The 18,353-nt window shown below is 58.5% G+C and carries 14 protein-coding genes and 1 pseudogene; 11 read left to right on the forward strand and 4 right to left on the reverse strand.

Translation table 11 applies throughout. From position 1 onward, the window contains the following. Positions 1–9: 9 nt before the first annotated feature. Positions 10–330: an iron-sulfur cluster assembly accessory protein gene (locus EJ074_RS18150; protein WP_029356570.1), complete on the reverse strand. Its 321-nt coding sequence runs from the start codon at positions 328–330 to the stop codon at positions 10–12. Positions 331–916: 586 nt separating this feature from the next. On the opposite strand from EJ074_RS18150, the gene EJ074_RS18155 reads away from it, so the two are divergent. Continuing rightward, positions 917–2,053 (forward strand): ChuX/HutX family heme-like substrate-binding protein, encoded by a 1,137-nt coding sequence (locus EJ074_RS18155; protein WP_126063818.1) that lies wholly within the window; start codon positions 917–919, stop codon positions 2,051–2,053. A 156-nt stretch (positions 2,054–2,209) separates the two neighbouring features. Here EJ074_RS18155 and EJ074_RS18160 read toward each other — a convergent pair whose 3' ends face one another. Then, a complete protein-coding gene (locus tag EJ074_RS18160; protein WP_126063819.1) occupies positions 2,210–3,442 on the reverse strand; it encodes an MFS transporter in 1,233 nt (410 codons plus the stop codon). 1,307 nt (positions 3,443–4,749) lie between these two features. Between EJ074_RS18160 and EJ074_RS18165 the strand changes: the two genes are divergently transcribed. The 7 genes and pseudogenes from EJ074_RS18165 (at position 4,750) to EJ074_RS18190 (ending at position 11,582) form a co-directional block, all read left to right on the forward strand. Then, complete coding sequence (locus tag EJ074_RS18165; protein ID WP_126063820.1) at positions 4,750–5,706, forward strand: IS481 family transposase; 957 nt, start codon at positions 4,750–4,752, stop codon at positions 5,704–5,706. Between the two features lie 265 nt (positions 5,707–5,971). Next, positions 5,972–7,150 carry a cytochrome P450 gene (locus tag EJ074_RS18170; protein WP_164759124.1) on the forward strand — a complete coding sequence of 393 codons (1,179 nt, stop codon included), beginning with the start codon at positions 5,972–5,974 and terminating at the stop codon, positions 7,148–7,150. Positions 7,151–7,179: 29 nt separating this feature from the next. Next, positions 7,180–7,302: pseudogene (locus EJ074_RS30280) on the forward strand (ferredoxin); the annotation flags it as partial. Positions 7,303–7,440: 138 nt separating this feature from the next. Then, on the forward strand, positions 7,441–8,028 hold the full coding sequence (locus EJ074_RS18175) for a nuclear transport factor 2 family protein (RefSeq protein WP_126083656.1): 588 nt from the start codon (positions 7,441–7,443) through the stop codon (positions 8,026–8,028). A 148-nt stretch (positions 8,029–8,176) separates the two neighbouring features. After that, entirely contained in the window at positions 8,177–9,778 is a 1,602-nt protein-coding gene (locus EJ074_RS18180) for an SDR family oxidoreductase (RefSeq protein ID WP_063169384.1), read from the forward strand. Between the two features lie 138 nt (positions 9,779–9,916). Beyond that, entirely contained in the window at positions 9,917–10,969 is a 1,053-nt protein-coding gene (locus tag EJ074_RS18185; protein ID WP_024505249.1) for an LLM class flavin-dependent oxidoreductase, read from the forward strand. Next, positions 10,956–11,582, forward strand: coding sequence for a nitrogen fixation protein NifQ (locus EJ074_RS18190; RefSeq protein WP_029356557.1), 627 nt, complete (start codon positions 10,956–10,958; stop codon positions 11,580–11,582). The genes EJ074_RS18185 and EJ074_RS18190 overlap by 14 nt, the downstream gene beginning before the upstream one ends. On the opposite strand, the gene rpoN is transcribed toward EJ074_RS18190, so the two are convergent. Continuing rightward, complete coding sequence (gene rpoN / locus EJ074_RS18195; RefSeq protein WP_126063822.1) at positions 11,579–13,012, reverse strand: RNA polymerase factor sigma-54; 1,434 nt, start codon at positions 13,010–13,012, stop codon at positions 11,579–11,581. The genes EJ074_RS18190 and rpoN overlap by 4 nt on opposite strands. Positions 13,013–13,080: 68 nt before the next feature. Beyond that, positions 13,081–13,614 carry a peroxiredoxin gene (locus EJ074_RS18200; RefSeq protein WP_029356553.1) on the reverse strand — a complete coding sequence of 178 codons (534 nt, stop codon included), beginning with the start codon at positions 13,612–13,614 and terminating at the stop codon, positions 13,081–13,083. Between the two features lie 1,174 nt (positions 13,615–14,788). Here EJ074_RS18200 and EJ074_RS18205 point away from each other — a divergent pair. The 3 genes from EJ074_RS18205 (at position 14,789) to EJ074_RS18215 (ending at position 18,177) form a co-directional block, all read left to right on the forward strand. Continuing rightward, the gene (locus EJ074_RS18205) at positions 14,789–15,100 is read left to right on the forward strand and encodes a hypothetical protein (RefSeq protein WP_206437555.1); all 312 of its coding nucleotides are present in this window, start codon (positions 14,789–14,791) and stop codon (positions 15,098–15,100) included. A gap of 832 nt (positions 15,101–15,932) precedes the next feature. After that, complete coding sequence (hisC, locus tag EJ074_RS18210; RefSeq protein ID WP_126063823.1) at positions 15,933–17,048, forward strand: histidinol-phosphate transaminase; 1,116 nt, start codon at positions 15,933–15,935, stop codon at positions 17,046–17,048. Positions 17,049–17,142: 94 nt separating this feature from the next. Further along, on the forward strand, positions 17,143–18,177 hold the full coding sequence (locus EJ074_RS18215; RefSeq protein ID WP_095484287.1) for an LLM class flavin-dependent oxidoreductase: 1,035 nt from the start codon (positions 17,143–17,145) through the stop codon (positions 18,175–18,177). The last annotated feature ends 176 nt before the right edge of the window (positions 18,178–18,353 follow it).

Below are 18,353 nucleotides of genomic sequence, written 5' to 3' on the forward strand. Positions count from 1 at the left end.
CCCTCGCAATCATTTGCAGGACTTGCCGCAGCCGCACGTCTCACGCGCATTGGGGTTATCGAAAACAAAGCCGGATGTTTCGAGCCCAGTGACGAAGTCCACGGTCATGCCGGCTGCATGGGGTTGGGAGCCTCTATCCATGAACACCTTGAGCCCATCTCGCTCGATGATCGCATCGCCCTCACGTGAGACGCTCTCCAGGCCCATTGAGTATTGGAAGCCGGCGCAGCCGCCGGCATGGACCATGATGCGAAATCCTTCCGCCGGCTCGCTGGCGCGGTAAAGAGCGGCCTTGATGGCGGCAACAGCGTTGTCGGTGAGCGTAATCATGGCTCGATTTCTCCTCGGTCCGACGTTTTCGCGGATCATCTCGCATGGACCGTGCCAAAGGGAAGACGTGTCAAAAACCGTAGGACATCCCGACGTCTCTTATGCTCGATTGCTGGGGAGACGTCCGACAACCGACACTTACTGTCGGATTTGTCGCGTCCGCGTCACAGGAAGGGCGCCTGAGTTCGCGATGCACTCACGCGTAAAGCAATGAACAGAGCCAAAGATGTTCAGAGCTTGCCGCGGAGCAACTGGCACGATTTTTGTGAAGCCTTCGTTGCGGCGGCAAAATTGCCGGCCGATTCACCTTTGGGTTGCCCTCGCAATCGAAGAACGAAGGAGAGCAATATGATCCATCAGACCCGCCTTGAGTGGGAAAGCAGCACCGCCGGTGGTACCCGAATGCTCGATCGGCCGATTGGCGCCGACCACCCAACAATCGCTCTCTACCGGCGATTGGCCGCTGACCGCCCGGAGACAGGATTCGACTGGCATGTGCCTGACGATCGATCGCGTCCGCCGTGCACACCCCTGAGGCCCGTTTTTCGATCGATCGTCAAAAGAAGAACGGGGCAGGGGTAAAAACATGGATCAGCGCAAGAAGCGGTCGCCCAACGAAATCCGGCGTGCGTGGGAAGTCTGTCCGAACATTCCCGCGCGTGATTTCGCAGCCCAATTGGCCATTTCGGAAGCGGAACTGGTCGCGGCCCATTGCGGTTTCGGCGCGGCACGCATCGACCCGCGCGTCAATCACGTTCTGACGGGCCTCGAATTCGTGGGCGAAGTGACGGCGCTGACCCGCAATCAAGGTGCCGTGCACGAAAAGATTGGCGTCTTCAACAGAGTGATAACCGGCAACAATCACGCCATGGTCCTTGGTGACGAATTCGACCTTCGCGTCTTCCCGCAAGCTTGGAGGTATGGTTTCGCTGTTGAAAGGCGCCATCGCGGCGGAATCCAGCGCAGTTTGCAATTCTTCGACGCCACCGGCGCAGCAGTGCATAAGGTGCATCTCAGGCCGGTCTCCAACCTTCATGCCTATCGAAAGCTGGTGGCCGAGCTCGTATCCGCCAACCAGGAGCCGACCATGTCGCTTAAGGCGAGAGTAGCCGACCTGGGCGCGAGGACTGCGGACTGGGCCGGCACGGTGGACGACCTACGCGAGCACTGGAGCCGGCTGACTGACGTCAACCTTCTAAAGACGCTCAAGCTCAGCCGCTGCCAGGCTTTGCGCATGGTCGGCCAGGATTACGCTTGGCTGCTCGACAATGCCGCAGTTGGCGCCGTGCTCCAGCGTGCGGCCGAAGACGAATTGCCGATCATGTGCTTCGTCGGCAACCGAGGTTCTATCCAGACCCATTCCGGCTTAATCAAGTCGGTCAAGCAGATCGGGCCGTGCATCCATGTGCTGGACGAAACGTTCCGGCTGCATCTCAGGACCCACCAAATCCGTGAGGTTTGGGCCGTGCGCAAGCCGACCAATGACAGTCACGTCACCTCGCTCGAAGCATATGGGTCCGACGGCAAGATCATCATCCAGTTGTTCGGTGCGCGCAAGGAAGGCGAACGCGAGCGCGACGACTGGCGGGTTCTGGCGGAAAACCTGCCTCGTTTCCCCGACAGCTACATGAGAAAAGACCGATCGTCGTCGGTGGGACGCCGGCGCCCATCTGCCTCCGCAGCCAGTAGCCGGGCATTGAAGCCGAGACCGGGGACACGATGACGCAATAAGCGCGCTGTATTATCGCAACGCGATGAGCAGGAAGCAATTTGGCGCTGCCCCATCGACCGCATGGTTACGACGAAGCCGCGGCCTTTGGGCCGAGCTCAGAGGTGGCAATAGCGTGAACGCCGCCGACCGTCACTCCCCACCAGGCGGTCAGGTTTTGCGGTTCGGGCCGAGCAAAAATACTGTCAAGACAGCGAGGAACGTGGCAACCGCGCTGTAGACAAAGACACTGGCAATACCCGTGTGATCCACCAATAGGCCACCGAAAGTTGTGCCGGCTGCGATGGCCACTTGGAAGGTTATGACCATCAGTACACCAGCGCTCTCGGCCTGTTTCGGAGCGGCGCGTAGCACCATCCATGTCTGCAATCCGACCGGGACCGCGCCAAAAGCAAAGCCCCATACGGCAACTGCAATTGCCGAGGTCAAGGCCGATGCTCCCATAGTCAGGAGCGAGACAGCGGCTACGGCAATGAGCAGGGGCGGCAGGGCCGCGACCGCCTTGAGACTGTGTTTGGTGAGGAATGCGCCGGCTAAATTGCCGAAGACGCCGGCCGTGCCAAAAGCAAGGAACACGAGCGGGATTGACTTCTTTTCGAGCGCAGGAACGCTCTCGAGAAAGGCGCGGATGTAGGCGAAGCTGGCAAAATGGCCGGAAGCGACCAATAGCACGACTAGCACCGCAACCTTCATCGCCGGATTCTTCGCGACATCCAGCGGACTGCGGAATCTGCGCACTTCGATCGGAGGCAGTGGCGGAATGGTTACGAGTTGCACGAGCAGCGCAACGGCACTCACGATTGCGGCGACCTTGAACGAGGCTCGCCATCCCCAAATGTCACCGACATAAGCGCCGATTGGAGCCGCGCAGACGGAGGCGACAGAAACGCCGGTGAGGATGATCGACATGGCGCGCGGCATGAGGTGACTTGGAACCAGCCGCATCGCCAACGCTGCCGAAATAGACCAAAAACCACCAAGCGATATGCCAAGGACGACGCGTGCCGCCAGCAAAACCGGCAGCGACCCCGCAACCTCTGCCAGAACGTTCGACAGGATCAGCAGGAGCGTCATCGCCCAGATGACGACCCTGCGGTCCAGACGCTTTGTCACGATGGCGATTATCGGTGCCGAGATCGCCGCGACGATTGCGGTCGCTGTTAGCGCCTGTCCAGCCGTGCCCGTGGTGATACGGAGATCATGCGCGAGCGGTGTCAGAACGCTGGCGGGCAGAAACTCTGCCGTCACAAGCCCGAAGGTGCCGAAGGAAAGCGAAATGATGGCACCCCATGCAGGGCCAGAACGTTGATAGGGACTTTCTGGGTCAAGCCGATCTCGGTCGAACAAAGCCGCGTCCACTAAATCTGTCGCCGATTCGGTCATGAATGAGTTCTCCGGCTAGGAGCTGTTGCAGCAGGGGTGGCTACATCGCCGGGGATCAAAGCCGCGAGACCTTCCGGCGGCGGCCAGTCGGCATCAGTCGAGGCCTCGGCGCCCGACGCATCCGAGGCCTCATCGGAGGGCCGACGGACCCAACCGTCGACAATGCGGGAGAGTTCTCGGCGCGGTCGCATCGATCGCATTCGTCGAAGTGCGGTCTGTTCACTGCGAACCAAGCAAGCCGAACGCGGTGTCCTCGATCGAGGCCTTGATGGGGGGATGATCGACGATCTCTATATTGCTTTGAAGCAGGAAGTTCCGTCGCCATATGTGGTTATCCTGGCAGCCAGAATTGAGCGGTTGTCGCAAGCACCAAGGCGGTCGCAATGAGTGCAACGAGGCGGAAGTCTGATCGATGGCTGCGGTTCGATGGCCGCGCGATCGACAAAATTGAGGTGATGAGTTATCCCTTTTGAAGCCGTTGCTCCCAATTCTGGGATAAGGTAATTGCAGGCGGTCCCAGCAACGTCGGGCGGCCTTTTTGGTGATCGAATTCATGGGACGACACTCTCGGTCCGTGACGCATCTGCGAATGACTCCGCAAGTTCCGTGCCATCAACGACAAATCTGGCTCTGCTGAGCGGGTGGTGGAGGCACGAGCGTGGGCTATCCCAAGAGCTTGCCGCAAGGTTGTTCGAAGTTGAGGTGCCGGATAGACCGCAAATATGTCGGGCGGCCTGGGGTTGGCCAACACGAAGATGCGCAAGTTCAAAAGGACGAGCTGAACCCTTGCCGATATCCATCCGAGGCTGATCTGGAGAAGGTCAAGAACTGCGTCTTGAAGGCTTCCGCCGCACCGGCAAATGCTAAGCCAAGGTGCTGGGCAAGATGGACAGGGCCATCCAACCCGTCGACTGGACGCTCATTAATGGCGTCGGTGTGGCTCTGTAGCTGGCGAGAAAAACGCCCTGCTGAAAGACAAAAGCTCGTGTGGCCGGCTCTGAAGGACGGCCAGTGAGGCAGGCGAGGAGAGGCTATAGCCCATTCGTGTAGACTGATCTTGTCCCACGGAGGCGGCTAACCACCCCGCCAGACATCATCGAGGGGAGCGCCACTAGGCTTACCCCAAGTGTTGGTCATTTCCACCTGGGTGACCTCGGCCAAGTCACCAAGCCGCTTAGAGCAAGCTTTCGAACTGGATGCTCCCCGGGCACATGATCGGCTAGCTGTGAGCTTTCGGGAGGTTGTCCATTCGGACCGGACCGAGGAGACTGGAGTTACCACGCTTCAGCATCCATCGGAGGATCCGAATGAACATCCATAAGAATGCCCGTCTCACACCGCTGCGTCGAGAGGAGATGGCGCTGTCGGTGATAGAAGGCGCTTTCTCCAAAGCCCATGCGGCGCGTGTCTACGGCGTGTCGGCCAAGATCGTGGCGCGCTGGGTCGAGCGCTACAAGTCCGAAGGGCGGGCCGGCATGATCGACCGTTCCTCGCGGCCCGCCCATATGCCGCAGGCCACCGCTGCGTTGATCGCCGAGCGCATCATGGCGCTGCGGCGGCAACGTTGGACCGGCAAGCACATCGCCCATGAGGTCGGCGTCTCGCCCGCCACCGTTAGCCGGGTTCTCAAGCGTGCCGGACTGTCGCGGTTGCGGGATATCGAACCGGCCGAGCCGATCCGACGCTACGAGCGCGAGCATCCTGGCGAGATGATCCATATCGATATCAAGAAGCTCGGTCGTTTCGAGCGCATCGGTCATCGCATTACCGGCAAGCGCACCGGCAATGCCAGCTCGCGCGGCAGCAGTTGGGAGTTCGTCCATGTCTGCATCGACGACGCCTCCCGCATCGCCTTCTCGCAGATCCTGCCCGACGAGAAAAAAGAAAGCGCCATCGCCTTCCTCAAGGCGGCGGTGGCCTACTACGCCAGCCTCGGCGTCACGATAGCCCGCGTCATGACCGACAACGGCTCCTGCTACAGATCAAAGGCCTTCGCCAAGGCCTGCCGCGATCTCGGCCTCAAGCACGTCAGGACAAGACCCTATACACCCAAGACCAATGGCAAGGCCGAGCGCTTCATCCAGACAGCACTGCGCGAATGGGCTTATGCCATCGCTTATCCGACTTCAGATCACCGCGCCGCAGAGTTGCCGGTCTGGCTGCACAGATACAATTGGCACCGTCCCCACGGGAGCCTAAAGTCCAAAACACCTATCAGTCGCCTCGCTCTAACCGAGGACAACCTGTTGAGGCTCCACAGCTAGCGATCCCACCAGTTGAGTTGCTCCAAGTCGGTGTCTAGCTTTCTACATTCTGTGTCCGACGCTGGACAAGAATGTTGCAATCCCGACCAGCAAGTCAGCGCAGGCGCCACCTGTTGCCCAGCAAACGGCAAGGATTATCGAAAGACGAATTCGGCACGGAGCTTGCACCAACGATTGCATGCAAATGCCGACAGCATCTCATGAACGGTCTCTCGATTCTGGCGCGGTTAAATCGCGGCCGGTTCCAGATCATGTCCCGCCCGAAATGGTGAGGGACTTCAGCCTGTTTACGTCGCCCGGCATGTTGCCGACCGCTAACGGGGATCCGCATGCAGCGGTTGCTTGCGTTCATGCCGGGCCTCCGATCTTTTATTCAACCAGCAACACGCGCGACGGTCGGGGTACCTGGGTCATCACTCGCGCGAGCGACCAGCGCCGGGTGCTGCAGGACACCGAAACGTTTTCCAGCCATCGCAGCATCTTCGCCTCTGTGCTCGGCGAGAGCTGGCCGATGATCCCGCTTGAGCTCGATCCGCCATTCCACGGTGTTTTTCGCTCACTGCTCAATCCGCTGCTTTCGCCAAAGCGGGTAATGGCATTGGAGCCGGCTGTCCGGGAACGAGCGATCAAGCTGATCGACAGGATCGCCGCATCAGGCACGAGCTGCGACATCATGAAGGATTTTGCAGTTCCGTTCGCGGTCAATATCTTCCTTCGCTTTATTGGGCTTTCGGACAACGGACTAGAAACATTTGTCGGCTGGGCTAGAGATCTGCTCCACGGCGATAAGGAGCAACGACCACCCGCAGCCCGGACGATCGTGGCCTTCATCGACGAACTTGCCACCGAGCGCCGCAAGGAGCCGGTCGATGATTTCATGACCTTCATCGTGAAGGCAAAGGTCGAGGGTCGTCTGCTCAGTGACGAAGAAGTCCGTGGCATCGGCGTGCTTGTGTTCGTCGCGGGACTCGACACGGTCTCAGCAGCCATATGCTTCGACTTGGCCCATCTCGCGCGCAACCCCAAAGATCAGGAATTGCTACGAAGCGAACCGGACCGGATTGCCGTCGCTGCGGAAGAATTGCTGCGCGCCTATTCGACCATTCAGATGATCCGAGTGGCAACGAAGGATGTCGACTTCAAAGGCGCGCCGATCCGCAAGGGAGACTATGTTTCCTGTGCCACGATGATTGCCAATCGTGACCCGGCGGAATTCGAATGCCCGAATGAGATCGATCTGGCGCGCGAGGACAACCGGCACGCTGCCTTTGGCTATGGTCCCCATCGTTGTCTTGGCTCACACCTTGCCCGGCGGGAGATTGTCATTGGCCTGGAGGAGTGGCTGGCGCGCATCCCAGCCTTTCGGATCAAGACAGGGACTGAACCTATCACCTTCGGCGGCCATGTGTTCGGGATCGAGAATCTGATCCTGGACTGGTCCTGAAGTTTCAGCCAACGACATTGGAGTTCGCTATGCGTGTCGTCGTACATAAAGCCAGATGCCAGGGTCATGCGCGCTGCTGGGCGCGGGCGCCGAGAGTCTTCAAGCTTGATGACGCCGGCTACATCTTGCCCGGTGATATTGATGTTGCCGATGGGGAGCAACTGCTTGCCTCAAAAGGGGTACGAGCCTGCCCCGAACAAGCTCTGGAAGTTGACGAGCCCCCCGCTAACTCAGTTGTAGAGAGAGACACACGCAAAGTGCAGACTGGCATCGGGAAGGATAAAACAATCATACAATTCGCGACAGACCCTGTCGACCACGCGAAAATTACCGAACTGCGTGACCGAGAGGCGATCCGCAACTGCCTGTATCGGTACTGCCGCGGGATAGACCGCGCCGATGAGGCGGCGCTGCGTAGCGCATACTGGCCCGAAGCGTATGACAGGCACGGTCCCTATTGCGGACCGGCAGAGGACTTCATCCAATTTGCTCTCGGTCTGCCGGGGCACCGTAACATCCATCAAATCACGAACAGCCTGATCGACTTCATCAGTTCAGCAGAGGCCGCGGTCGAGAGCTATTTCACCGCGCTGCAACGCGGACCGGATACAGACCAAGAAATACGTCAGACGCTGCTTTGCGGCCGTTACTGCGATCTGTTTCAGAAGAGGCAGGACGAGTGGCGAATTGCGGAACGGACAGTCGTCTACGATTGGGTTGAGGAGCAAATCCCGCCAGCGATTCTTGAGGCAGATAGGTTCGGCCGGCGACAGCCGATTGGAGCACAACATCCAGACGATCCCATCTACCAGTTGCTCAAGGGTCACATCCCCACCGACCAAGATGGCGTCGAGGGTCCCCAACTGGGAGCTGCATAAGTGGGTAGAAATGGAGGATGAGCGCCCTACGGGAACGACATCTGTGTGGGGCCGCAACTGGCGGTCACTGCAACGATTTGGCTCGGCCCTTCATTCCGCCCAAGGTTGATGGGCTGAGATCACAAGCGGTCATCGTGGAGAAGCTCTCGTGAAACTGGCAGCACGCACCGTAATCATCACAGGCGCTGCGGGCGGGATCGGCCGTGCCCTGGTCGATATCCTTGCCGCGGACGGAGACACTGTAGTTGCGGTGGACCTTCCGGGCAGTGGTGTGGTTGAACTGGCTCGGGATCTCGGGTCGCCGCACGTCGGTCTGGAGTGCGATGTGTCGCGAGAGAAGGACATGCTCTCACTTTTCGGCCAGGTCGAAGCACGGTTCGCGCAAATCGATGTCCTCATCAACAATGCGGCGGTTGGACCCACGATGGATAGGATCATCGACACCGCTGTCGATACCTTCCGACGCGGCGTGACAGTGAACCTTATTGGGCCATTCGTTATGGCCCGGGAAGCGGCGCGGCGCATGAAGCCGGGCGGTGCGATCGTCAATGTGGCTTCGATGGCGGGCGTGGTCGGCAATCCCAGGCGCAACGCCTACGCAGCCTCGAAAGCTGGCGTGATCTCGTTGACAAAGTCCCTTGCATGCGAGTGGGCTATGCGAGGAATCCGCGTCACGGCGGTGGCGCCGGGCTCCGTCCGCACCCCAATGGTCACAGAACTGGCACGCGCTGGCAAAATGGACCTCGCGGCGATACGCCGCCGCGTGCCGATGGGGCGCTTGGCTCGCCCCGACGAGATCGCCAGGGTCGTGCGTTTTCTGAGCAGCACGCAGGCGCGCTACATCACCGGCTCGGTGCTGGCAGTCGACGGAGGCTGGATGTCATTCAACCAGCCGGGGGATGCTCACCCGCCGGTGGATGGTGCGCTCCAAGCCGAGCTCTCCTGTCCGGCCGAATGCACAGATGCGCGAATCGTGCTCGTCACCGGTGGCGCAAAAAGCATTGGCGCGGCCGTCGCTCGCCGCTTTGCCGCGAACGGCGACACCGTCGTGATTGCTGATAAAGATGGCACTGCAGCGGCAGAGCTGGCTACATCGCTCCCCGGCAAGCATCTGGCGAAATCGCTGGACGTGGCCGTCGAGAGCGATGTGGTGTCGATGTTCGAAGAACTGAGGGGACGCTTCGGGTATATCGATGTTCTGGTCAATAGTGCTGATACCGCCGACAGGATTGTGCCTGCGATCGAGCAACTGTCGAAACAGCTCGAACACGTCCTGGATGTCAACCTTACCGGCGCCTTCACCTGCGCGCGCGAAGCGATCAAGGCTATGCGCCCGGGCGGCGTGATCCTCAATCTCGGGTCGATCGACAGCTTTCTGCCGTTCGCGCCGCGCCATGCCTACGGCGCCTCCAAGGCGGGGATGGATATGCTGACCCGTTGCATGGCGGCCGAACTCGGGCCGGTCGGAATTCGGACAGCCACCGTCGCTCCTGGCCACATCCGCACGCCCGCACTTGCTCAGTTGGCCAAAGCCGGCCGCATCGACCTGACAGCAATCGGACGACGCATCCCCATGGGCAGGATGGGACGGCCAGAAGACGTCGCAGATGCATCGTTCTTCCTTGCTTCGTCTGACGCCTCATACATCAACGGCTCGATCCTCTACGTGGACGGCGGCTGGACCTCGTTCGGTGATGCGGGAAACGCCAGCGAACTCTATGACGAATGTTTTGCGGAGGCCGCAGGTTAATTGCCAGGCCTTCGCAGGGCGACCGGCCGAGCATTATGAAGCCTCGGCTCCACGACGCACCTGAGGTGCTTGAGATCCAAGCATGTGCATGCCGAGCACATTCCCGGTCGGCTGACGTGTCTATAACGAGGAGAAATCATGGAATTTGCCACTTTCATTCTGGCCGCCCAGCGTGGCTATCACCAATCCTCAGAAAGCGTCATCCGCAACTCCATCGAACAGGCCGTCGCTTCGGAGCAGGCTGGGTTCAACACCGCGTGGTTTGCTGAGCACCACTTCAACAATTACAGCCTCATACCATCCCCGCTGATGATGGTGGCGCACTGCGCCGGCTTGACAAGCACGATTCGCCTGGGCACTGCCGTCTGCGTGCTGCCGCTTTACCAACCGCAGCGCCTGCTGTCCGAGATCGGCTTCGCCGACATCGTTGCGAACGGCCGTCTCGAGCTCGGCGTAGGCTTGGGATACCAGCAGTTCGAGTTCGAACGGTTCGGCGTGGACATCGATGAGGCGCCGGCCGTCTTTTCGGAATACCTGGACATCATTCTCAAGGGCCTCAACCAAAACGTCTTCGAACACGACGGCCAGTATGAGAAGATCCCCCCAACAGCGATTTCGGTCCGCACAGTCCAGCAGCCGACGCCGCCTATCTGGATCGCTGGCGGAGCCGCACGGATGGCTCGGGCCTACCGCGAGGGGCACAATTTTTTTGTCACAGCCTTCCACGACGGCTTAGAGACTTTGACCACACTGCGTGAATCAGTCGAGAGGGCGGCGGCATCCGAGGAAAAGAACGTCACCGACGTCAAGATATCGCTGCTGCGCTGCTGCTATGCCAGCCACGACGAGTTGGAGATCAACAGCTATCTCGACAATGCCCGCTTCCAGCGCCGGCTTTCTGAAGCCCTGCATCAGCGCCGCCAACAGAGCCACGATGGCTACCTGCTGCAGGAGACACCGACCCAGCAGGATCTGTCCTTCGAGACCATGCGCAAAAATTTGCCGATTGGCAGCGTAAATCGCGTGATTGATCGCCTGCTGGAAGAGATCGATATCTTGAAACCGGACCAGATCGCAGTTCAGACTCAATTGGGCGACTTCGACCAAAAGACGATGCTGCGCCAGATCGAGCTCTGGGGCGACAAGATCATCCCTGCGGTCAACAAGGCGCTTTGTCATGCCGGAAGCTGAAGCCGGCCGTTACGATGATGGCTGCCTATCCAGCGCGCAATGGCGTGGGTCCGAGCTAGGGAGGAGCTTCGATCAGCATGTGCTGCCCTGCGTACATTCACGTTCGCTTGAGGAGGTCCAGGCGGGCGAGGTGTTGGCGACGGAGGGGACAGGCCTTTCGTCTGTCGAATTGCGTGATGTCTTGGCCGCAACTTTCCCGTCTACCTCCAGCAGCGTATTCGCTTTGGAGGAGTTGAGCGAGCCCGAGCCGGAACTGGAAGAGGAGCTGCTACGCCGGCTGCTGCTAGCGCATGCTGCGCCGGCCGACCCGGCGAGCGGCCGCTTGGCCAAGATCATCGCCCGGCGTGCGATGCGCACGGACCATCTTTGGCGGGATCTTGGCCTCTCAAATCGCGCTGAGCTCAGCCGCCTGCTTGCCAGACATTTTCCCGCGCTGGCGGCAGGCAACACAGAAAACATGAAATGGAAAAAGTACTTTTACCGCAAGCTGTGTGAGGCCGAAGGCTTTTCGTCATGCACTGCACCCAGTTGTCGGGAATGCCAGGACTTCGAAAGCTGCTTCGGCCCGGAGGAAGTTGAGAGTCGCCTCTCGCCGACCAGGAATGCCGGTTAGTCACTTCGCTTGATCGCAGCTGCGGACAAACGCTTATCGCGGCGCCGTAGTATGGAGGAAGGGATGTTCATCGCCTCGCGATATTTGGTGACGGTACGGCGAGCGACATTGATGCCGGTCTGCTTGAGCTGAGCAACGATGTCTTCGTCGGAAAGTACCTTGTCGAGCGATTCTTCGGCGATGATTGCCTTGATCCGATGGCGGACAGATTTGGCGGAGTGCGCGTCGCCGCCCTCGCAGGATGCGATTGTCGCTGTGAAAAAATACTTCAGCTCGAACACCCCGCGCGGAGTTAACATGTACCTGTTCGAAGCCACCCGGCTTACCGTCGACTGGTGCATTTTGATCCCGTCAGCGACATTTTTGAGACAGAGAGGCCGCAGATGGGCGACGCCGTGTGTAAAAAAGGCATCCTGCTGGCGCACGATTTCGGTCGCAACCTTAAGGATCGTCTTAGCGCGCTGCTCGAGGCAGCTGATCAGCCAGTTCCCTTTTTCCTGGCAATGGTCGAGAAACGCTTTGCCTTCCGGATTTTGATTGGTCAGCTGCGAGATTTCGGCGACATAGGTGTGGTTGATCAACACTTTGGGCAGCGTGGCCGGATCAAGCTCCACCCGCCATCCACCTTCGGACTTGGGCATTACCCAGACGTCCGGTACGATGGTTTCCGGCGTCCCGGACTGGAACCGGTCTCCAGGCTTGGGATCGAGCGCGCGGATTTCGTTCCTCATGTCGAGGAGATCCTCCTCGTCGACTCCGCAACGCTGCTTCAATCCCTGAAAATCCCCCCGTGCAAGCATCTCGAGATTGGCGACCAAAGCTGCCATAGCCGGGTCGAACCGGTCTTGCTGGCGCAGCTGAATCTCCAGGCATTCGCTGAGAGTTCGCGCAAAAATCCCCGGCGGATCAAATTGCTGCAAGATTCCGATGACCCGTTCCACATCAGCTTGCCGAACGTTTAACCTCCTGGCCAGATCGAAAAGGTTTACCTGAAGATAGCCAGTGTCCTCCAGATGGGCGGCGAGCTGTCCGGCAATCAGCCGCTCCTGGGGGGTGAACGGGGTGAGGGCGACCTGGCGGGCGACATGGTCGTGCAATGTTTCGGTGTGGGCGGTAAACTCCTCGACGGCAGGTCGATCGTTGCCGCTACTGCGTTGCGACTTCCATTGCCCGCGCCCGCCAGACGGCCCGCCAATGGGCGATTCGCCGATTTCGCTTCTGCTTTGACTGCTCCGCTGATCCACCCCTGACAGCGGCGAATCGTCGTCAAACGGGTCAGGCTTCAAAACGGGGTTCCTCTCGAGTGCCTGCTGCACGAGCTGATGGAGTTCAGTATGCGTCAATCGCAGCAAGCGAATAGCTTCAATGGCTTGAGGCGATAAGACCATACGTTGCTTCTGGCGTTGAAGCAGGCTTGCTGAGAGATGCATGTTGAACCGTAATCTGCCGAGGATGCTCTAGTGTGTGCTTGGGTTGTGTGAGACTTGCCACTTCTGGGTCATGCCGCCGCCTTCAGTTTGTCGAGAACGTTTTGCGGGGATGAAACGCCATAGGGGTCCGTCTCGCAGTTGTCACAGAAGCCTTCCTCCTCGAACCACTGCTCCACCACGCCATCGTCGATCAGAGCGGCGTATCGCCAGGAGCGCATGCCAAAGCCCAGATTGTCCTTCGCGACCAGCATGCCCATTTTGCGCGTGAACTCGCCCGACCCGTCTGGGATCAGCTCGATCTTCTGCAGCCCCAAGGACTTTCCCCACGCATTCATGACGAAAGCATCGTTGACCGAGACGCAGTAGATCGCGTCAATTCGCAGTTCCAGAAATTGATCATAGAGTTTTTCGAAATCGGGCAGTTGGAAGGTCGAGCAGGTCGGGGTGAAGGCGCCAGGCAGCGAGAACAGGATGACGCGCTTGCCCCCGAAATAATCGTCGGAGGTCTTGTTCTCCCACCGATAAGGATTTGGCCCCCCGATCGACTCATCGCGAACACGCGTGCGAAAGGTCACGAGAGGAACGTTCTTTCTGTCGGTCATTGATTTGCTCCCAGGCCAAAGTGGTACGGTGCATTTTTCGGTTAAACTGAAGCGGCATCGACTTCGGTCGACAGTTCCGGCAGCCTCGCGCCTTGGCGTGGTTGCCTCGGACCGGTCTTGTGCAAGACCGCCCCCGAGCAGGCACGTTTAAAGGCGACGAGCTTCCGCGGAGACGGGGAATTTCGCTCGCGTGCTTTATCGAGCTTTGAGAGGTAGGCATGGTCTGCAACCGTGATTTTGACTGCGTTCTATCGACCGAGTCGCAAGCGCCATGCCAATTGACCCGATGCCTTGGGTTCACTTCGGTTTTTGCAGCAACTTTCGTGTTGTGCAGTAATGCCGGTCGATATTATTGCTCAAGCAGCACTGGAAATTGGGTGCGACTCCGTTCGGCAAACCCGGCCTTTGTCCGAAGCCGGACACGAATGTCGGAAATAGCCAAACGCCAGGATCTGGGGCGGGTTAAGAAACGTTGCCGTGGGCACCGGCTTCAGCACAATTGCGCCACGCGAGCATGGCTCCCAGCGTCAATGCCGTGCAGCAGCGAGACGAAGTCACTGCAGAATATCAACCTCTGCGAAGTCGTTGAAACCCAGCATGTGCGAGCCGTTCGAGGCGCAGATCAAGGCATGCTCGAGGAAGAGCTCGTGCTCTCGGCAGCAAGTGTTGCGACGTCTGACAAGGATCGTCGCGCTTCAAGGAAAAGAACCTGAATGGTGCACGGCTTGTGAAGGCCGGCGCATGGAAATGGCTGGGCTGATCATCCTCCATGAGGGTTGAATGAAGAGCTGGCCCCTATCTCCCTCAGCTGCAACGGGGGGAGGTAGGGCATGTCCGTCTATCGCGCTGGGTAACATTCCTCGGTGAGGCAATAAGGGGGAGCAATTTCTCATTTCGGCAGACACGACCCAGCTCTCCTTTCATGCGCTGATTCCCCCAAGGGAAATCGCGACTCCAGGCTTCCTATGCAGCGAATCGCGGTGCTGTCCGATGTCCGACAATGTCGGATGCGGATCGTAGCTGGGCTAGATCCGTCACTTTGCCTCGATGGTTTCCCACTGGCCTTATATCTGCTTCGCCCCAAATGCGGCGACATAACCTGTGCGGCATCTGTGAATGGATCGACTTCAATCGAGACCTCGGAGGTCCCGATGCGCGAAGGGAGCTTGCCGATATGACGGCCACCATAGCGAACCACGGTCCGGACGACGAGGGGACTTGGATCGGCGGGCCTGCGGCGCTGGGACACCACCGCCTGGCAATCATCGATATCCAGGGCGGCCGTCAGCCGAGGATGCTCCAGGAGGATGGCCGACCTGACTTGGTGCTCGTCTACACGGGTGAGACTTACAACTACCGCGAGCTGCGTCAACAGCTGGCCGGCCTAGTCCATCGCATGAACACGAGCAGTGACACCGAGGTGGTGCTGCACCGCCCCCGCGAGTGGGGCTCTTCGGCGGGTACACTTTTTTCACGAAATCCGTGAATGTTTCTCGCGACATCATCCCGCAATCGGTGGTGCAGCGGGTGAAGAGCCCGTATCCGGCTATCCAGAATGCCGCCTACGACAAAATACTACGTACGCGGTTCACTGCGATGCTGGACGACCTAGTGCCGGCAGTGGCACCGCTGTTGTCCGTCGACAGGTCCCGCGCTTGCTCGGTGCGACCAACAACCTTAAGCGCTAGGGCGTAACCTGACCCTGCAAGATCTCCTCACCGACTATAAGGTGCGCCTCACGATCTGAGACGATGGGACAGGATGGCTAAGGAGGTGCGCCGTCTTGCATGCCCCGCCACCGAGGCGAACCCTCTTGGCTACGCGCGCCACAGCGACGCTCCATATCGTCAGGCCTGCGTCTCATGCTCAGATGAGCCGGTATTTGGCTCTCTCATCAGCAAACCGAGAGAGCCCATGCCAAGACGGAAGCAAGCAAGACGAACGAGCGTCAGAGATATCCTGCGCCTGACCCATAAACAGGGCAGTCCGGTGGGCCAGGTGGCAGAGCAACTGAGGTTCGGCAAGACTTCGGCTTCCACCTATCTGCGGGCGCTGGAGACGGGCTGTCGTGCAGGCCCTGCATGCGGCTTTGAGGACGATGCGATGTTGAAACACCGTCTGTTGCGCCGAATCGGCCGTCGGCCACACGTTGGGTCGTCATCAGGTTCTCGACAGCTTGCCGGTGTCAAATCCAAACCGTGGTCGGCGATCCCCACCAGGGTGGGAAGGCAGCGCTGATATAGCCGAACGTCGATCAAGTCACGATCAACTATTGCCTCATGTCACATGCCCTGCGGGACTGAAAAACGGAGAAGAACATGTGCGATGCAAAACTGAAGACCGTGCTTTCGCTTTTTTCGCCGGTGGCCAGCAAATTAGATGCTCTCTCGTCCAACGGACCAGCGACGGATGCAAATTGCGTTAAGCTAAATACGAACGAGAACCCGTTTCCGTTGCCGAAGAGCGTAATGCAAAGTGCAATTGCTGCGATCGAACACCAGTATCTTTATCCGGAAGACGACAATCTCAGCTTAAGGGCAGCTGCCTCCGATGCTTACGGATTTTCCAAAGATCAGGTGATTGCCGGCAACGGTTCGTCGGAGCTGCTCGGACTCATCTACAGAGCTTTCCTCGCCCCAGGAGATAGAGTGGCGATGCTGTCGCCCGGATTTTCGTTCAACCGTAAACTTGCCATGTTGCAGGGTGCCGAGTTTCTCGAAATCGCATCGAGCGAAGCTCATCCCCTGCCGATAGAAAAACTGCTGTCCGGCCCCGCAAAAGACGCGAAGTTCATTCTGTTGGCTAATCCGAACAATCCGACCGGAACATTCGTGCCGGTGGCCGAAATCGAACGCCTTGTGGAGCAAGCAGATCGCTTGGTCGTCTTGGATGAGGCCTACGTTGACTTCGCACCCGACAATGCCCTGCGCCTCGTCAATAGACATCCGAATCTTTTGATCTTGAGGACTTTTTCAAAGAGCTATGCTGCTGCTGGCGTGCGAGTCGGCTTCGGTTTCGGTCACCCAGAAATCATTGGCAGGCTGCGCAACATCCAGAATGTCTTCAACATGAACGTGATCGGGCAGGCGGTCGGGAAAAGCATTCTTGCGCATCGCCACGCCTACGAAGAGAACCACAGGCACATCAAGCATGAACGACAGCGAGTGACCCTGGCGCTGTTGCAACTTGGCTTTTCCGTAACACCCTCCCACGCAAACTTTTTGCTGGCCCGTGTGCCGGCGGGACAGGAGGGCTCATGCTGGCAAGCCGCGTTGAAAGAGCAGGCGATCCTCATCGCCAGCTTTCCTGACGTAGATTTGAAGAACTGTATTCGCGTCAGCATTGGCACCACAGAGCAGATGGACAAATTCCTTGCTGCCGCCAAACGCGTCTGTATGAGCTTTAAGAAGAATCGCGGTGTGCACAAGCATTAAGTCAATTCACATTAAGCGCCAAGTAATAGGTGCTGATATGTCGCCAGCTATGATGATTAGCGAATAAATAATAGGTAATTTGGAGAACAATTAATTGAAGAAAATTTCCGCTTCGGGCCTGACCTTCGGCATCTTCGATCATCTGGACGAAAACGGCGATGACATCGCACAACAATATGCAGATCGGCTGAGCCTAGCAGAAGCGTGCGATGGCTATGGCTTTTATGCGTATCATCTCGCCGAGCACCACTGTACGCCGCATGGCAGAGGTCCATCACCGAATTTGTTCTTAGCGAGCGTCGCCCAGCGAACCCGCAGTCTTCGTGTTGGTCCCATGGTAATGCTACTTGCGCTCTATCATCCGCTGCGTGCCTTCGAGGAGATCTGCATGCTTGATCAGTTGAGCGGCGGCAGGCTTGAACTCGGCATAGGGCGCGGCTCTGCTCCCACTGAATTGGGATACTTCGGGGTTGCTGTAGAAGCAGCACCAGAACAGTATGCGGAGGCCAGTGAGATTCTCATCAATGCGATGAAAGGCGGGACGCTTTCTTATCAGGGCCGCCACTTTGAGTTGAAAGATGTTCCGCTGACGTTGAGACCTCACCAATATCCCCATCCGCCGACATGGATCGCCACCAATCGACCCGAGCCGGCTAGCTGGGCCGCTGCGAATGGGGCAAACATCGCCTGCGTCGGACCTTCCACTTCTGTTCGCAGCGTTACCGACGCGTTCCGCGCCGCCCGAATTCACGATGCTGACATTGGCCAGCAAGCGCCATTTCTTGGATTGCTCCGAATGGTGGTGATAGGGCGTTCTGAAACAGATGCGTATTTGCTCGCAGCACCTGCCTATGAACGATGGCTCAATAGCTTCAAATTTCTATACGAACTAAATGCCATTTCCACTCCACCAAACTTGCCTTTGAACTTCGATGCAGCAATTGAAAGTGAATTGTGCGTCGTGGGAACGGCAGATTCTGTCCGAAAAGCTCTCCTTGATCAGCTGGAAGAGGCAGGTGCTAATTATCTTCTGTGTCAACTGGCATTTGGGGATTTGCCGCTGGATGCCTCACTATACACCGCATCGGCCATTCGATCCGAAATCATGGCTCGAGTTGCCGCATCGTGAATCCGTCGTGTGATTGGAGGAGCAGCGGCAGCGCTGCTCCTCATTGCGAAACGGTTGTGGGGGCCGGACTCCTGTCAGGTGTAAACCATTGGAGCACGTCCTATCTGATCCAGGTCATATCCTGCGGCTTTGAAGTAGTTGGCACATTCGGCTGGGGTGAAGAGGTCGACGACCGC

This window comes from Mesorhizobium sp. M3A.F.Ca.ET.080.04.2.1 (genome assembly GCF_003952525.1).
Taxonomy (GTDB): Bacteria; Pseudomonadota; Alphaproteobacteria; order Rhizobiales; family Rhizobiaceae; genus Mesorhizobium.

What these genes read in the sequence shown, in the direction of transcription:
- EJ074_RS18150 (WP_029356570.1), bottom strand. Translation starts at nt 330, where the DNA reads ATGATTACGCTCACCGACAACGCTGTTGCCGCCATCAAGGCCGCTCTT.
- EJ074_RS18155 (WP_126063818.1), top strand. Translation starts at nt 917, where the DNA reads ATGGATCAGCGCAAGAAGCGGTCGCCCAACGAAATCCGGCGTGCGTGG.
- EJ074_RS18160 (WP_126063819.1), bottom strand. Translation starts at nt 3,442, where the DNA reads ATGACCGAATCGGCGACAGATTTAGTGGACGCGGCTTTGTTCGACCGA.
- EJ074_RS18165 (WP_126063820.1), top strand. Translation starts at nt 4,750, where the DNA reads ATGAACATCCATAAGAATGCCCGTCTCACACCGCTGCGTCGAGAGGAG.
- EJ074_RS18170 (WP_164759124.1), top strand. Translation starts at nt 5,972, where the DNA reads ATGGTGAGGGACTTCAGCCTGTTTACGTCGCCCGGCATGTTGCCGACC.
- EJ074_RS18185 (WP_024505249.1), top strand. Translation starts at nt 9,917, where the DNA reads ATGGAATTTGCCACTTTCATTCTGGCCGCCCAGCGTGGCTATCACCAA.
- EJ074_RS18190 (WP_029356557.1), top strand. Translation starts at nt 10,956, where the DNA reads ATGCCGGAAGCTGAAGCCGGCCGTTACGATGATGGCTGCCTATCCAGC.
- rpoN (WP_126063822.1), bottom strand. Translation starts at nt 13,012, where the DNA reads ATGCATCTCTCAGCAAGCCTGCTTCAACGCCAGAAGCAACGTATGGTC.
- EJ074_RS18200 (WP_029356553.1), bottom strand. Translation starts at nt 13,614, where the DNA reads ATGACCGACAGAAAGAACGTTCCTCTCGTGACCTTTCGCACGCGTGTT.
- EJ074_RS18205 (WP_206437555.1), top strand. Translation starts at nt 14,789, where the DNA reads ATGACGGCCACCATAGCGAACCACGGTCCGGACGACGAGGGGACTTGG.
- hisC (WP_126063823.1), top strand. Translation starts at nt 15,933, where the DNA reads ATGTGCGATGCAAAACTGAAGACCGTGCTTTCGCTTTTTTCGCCGGTG.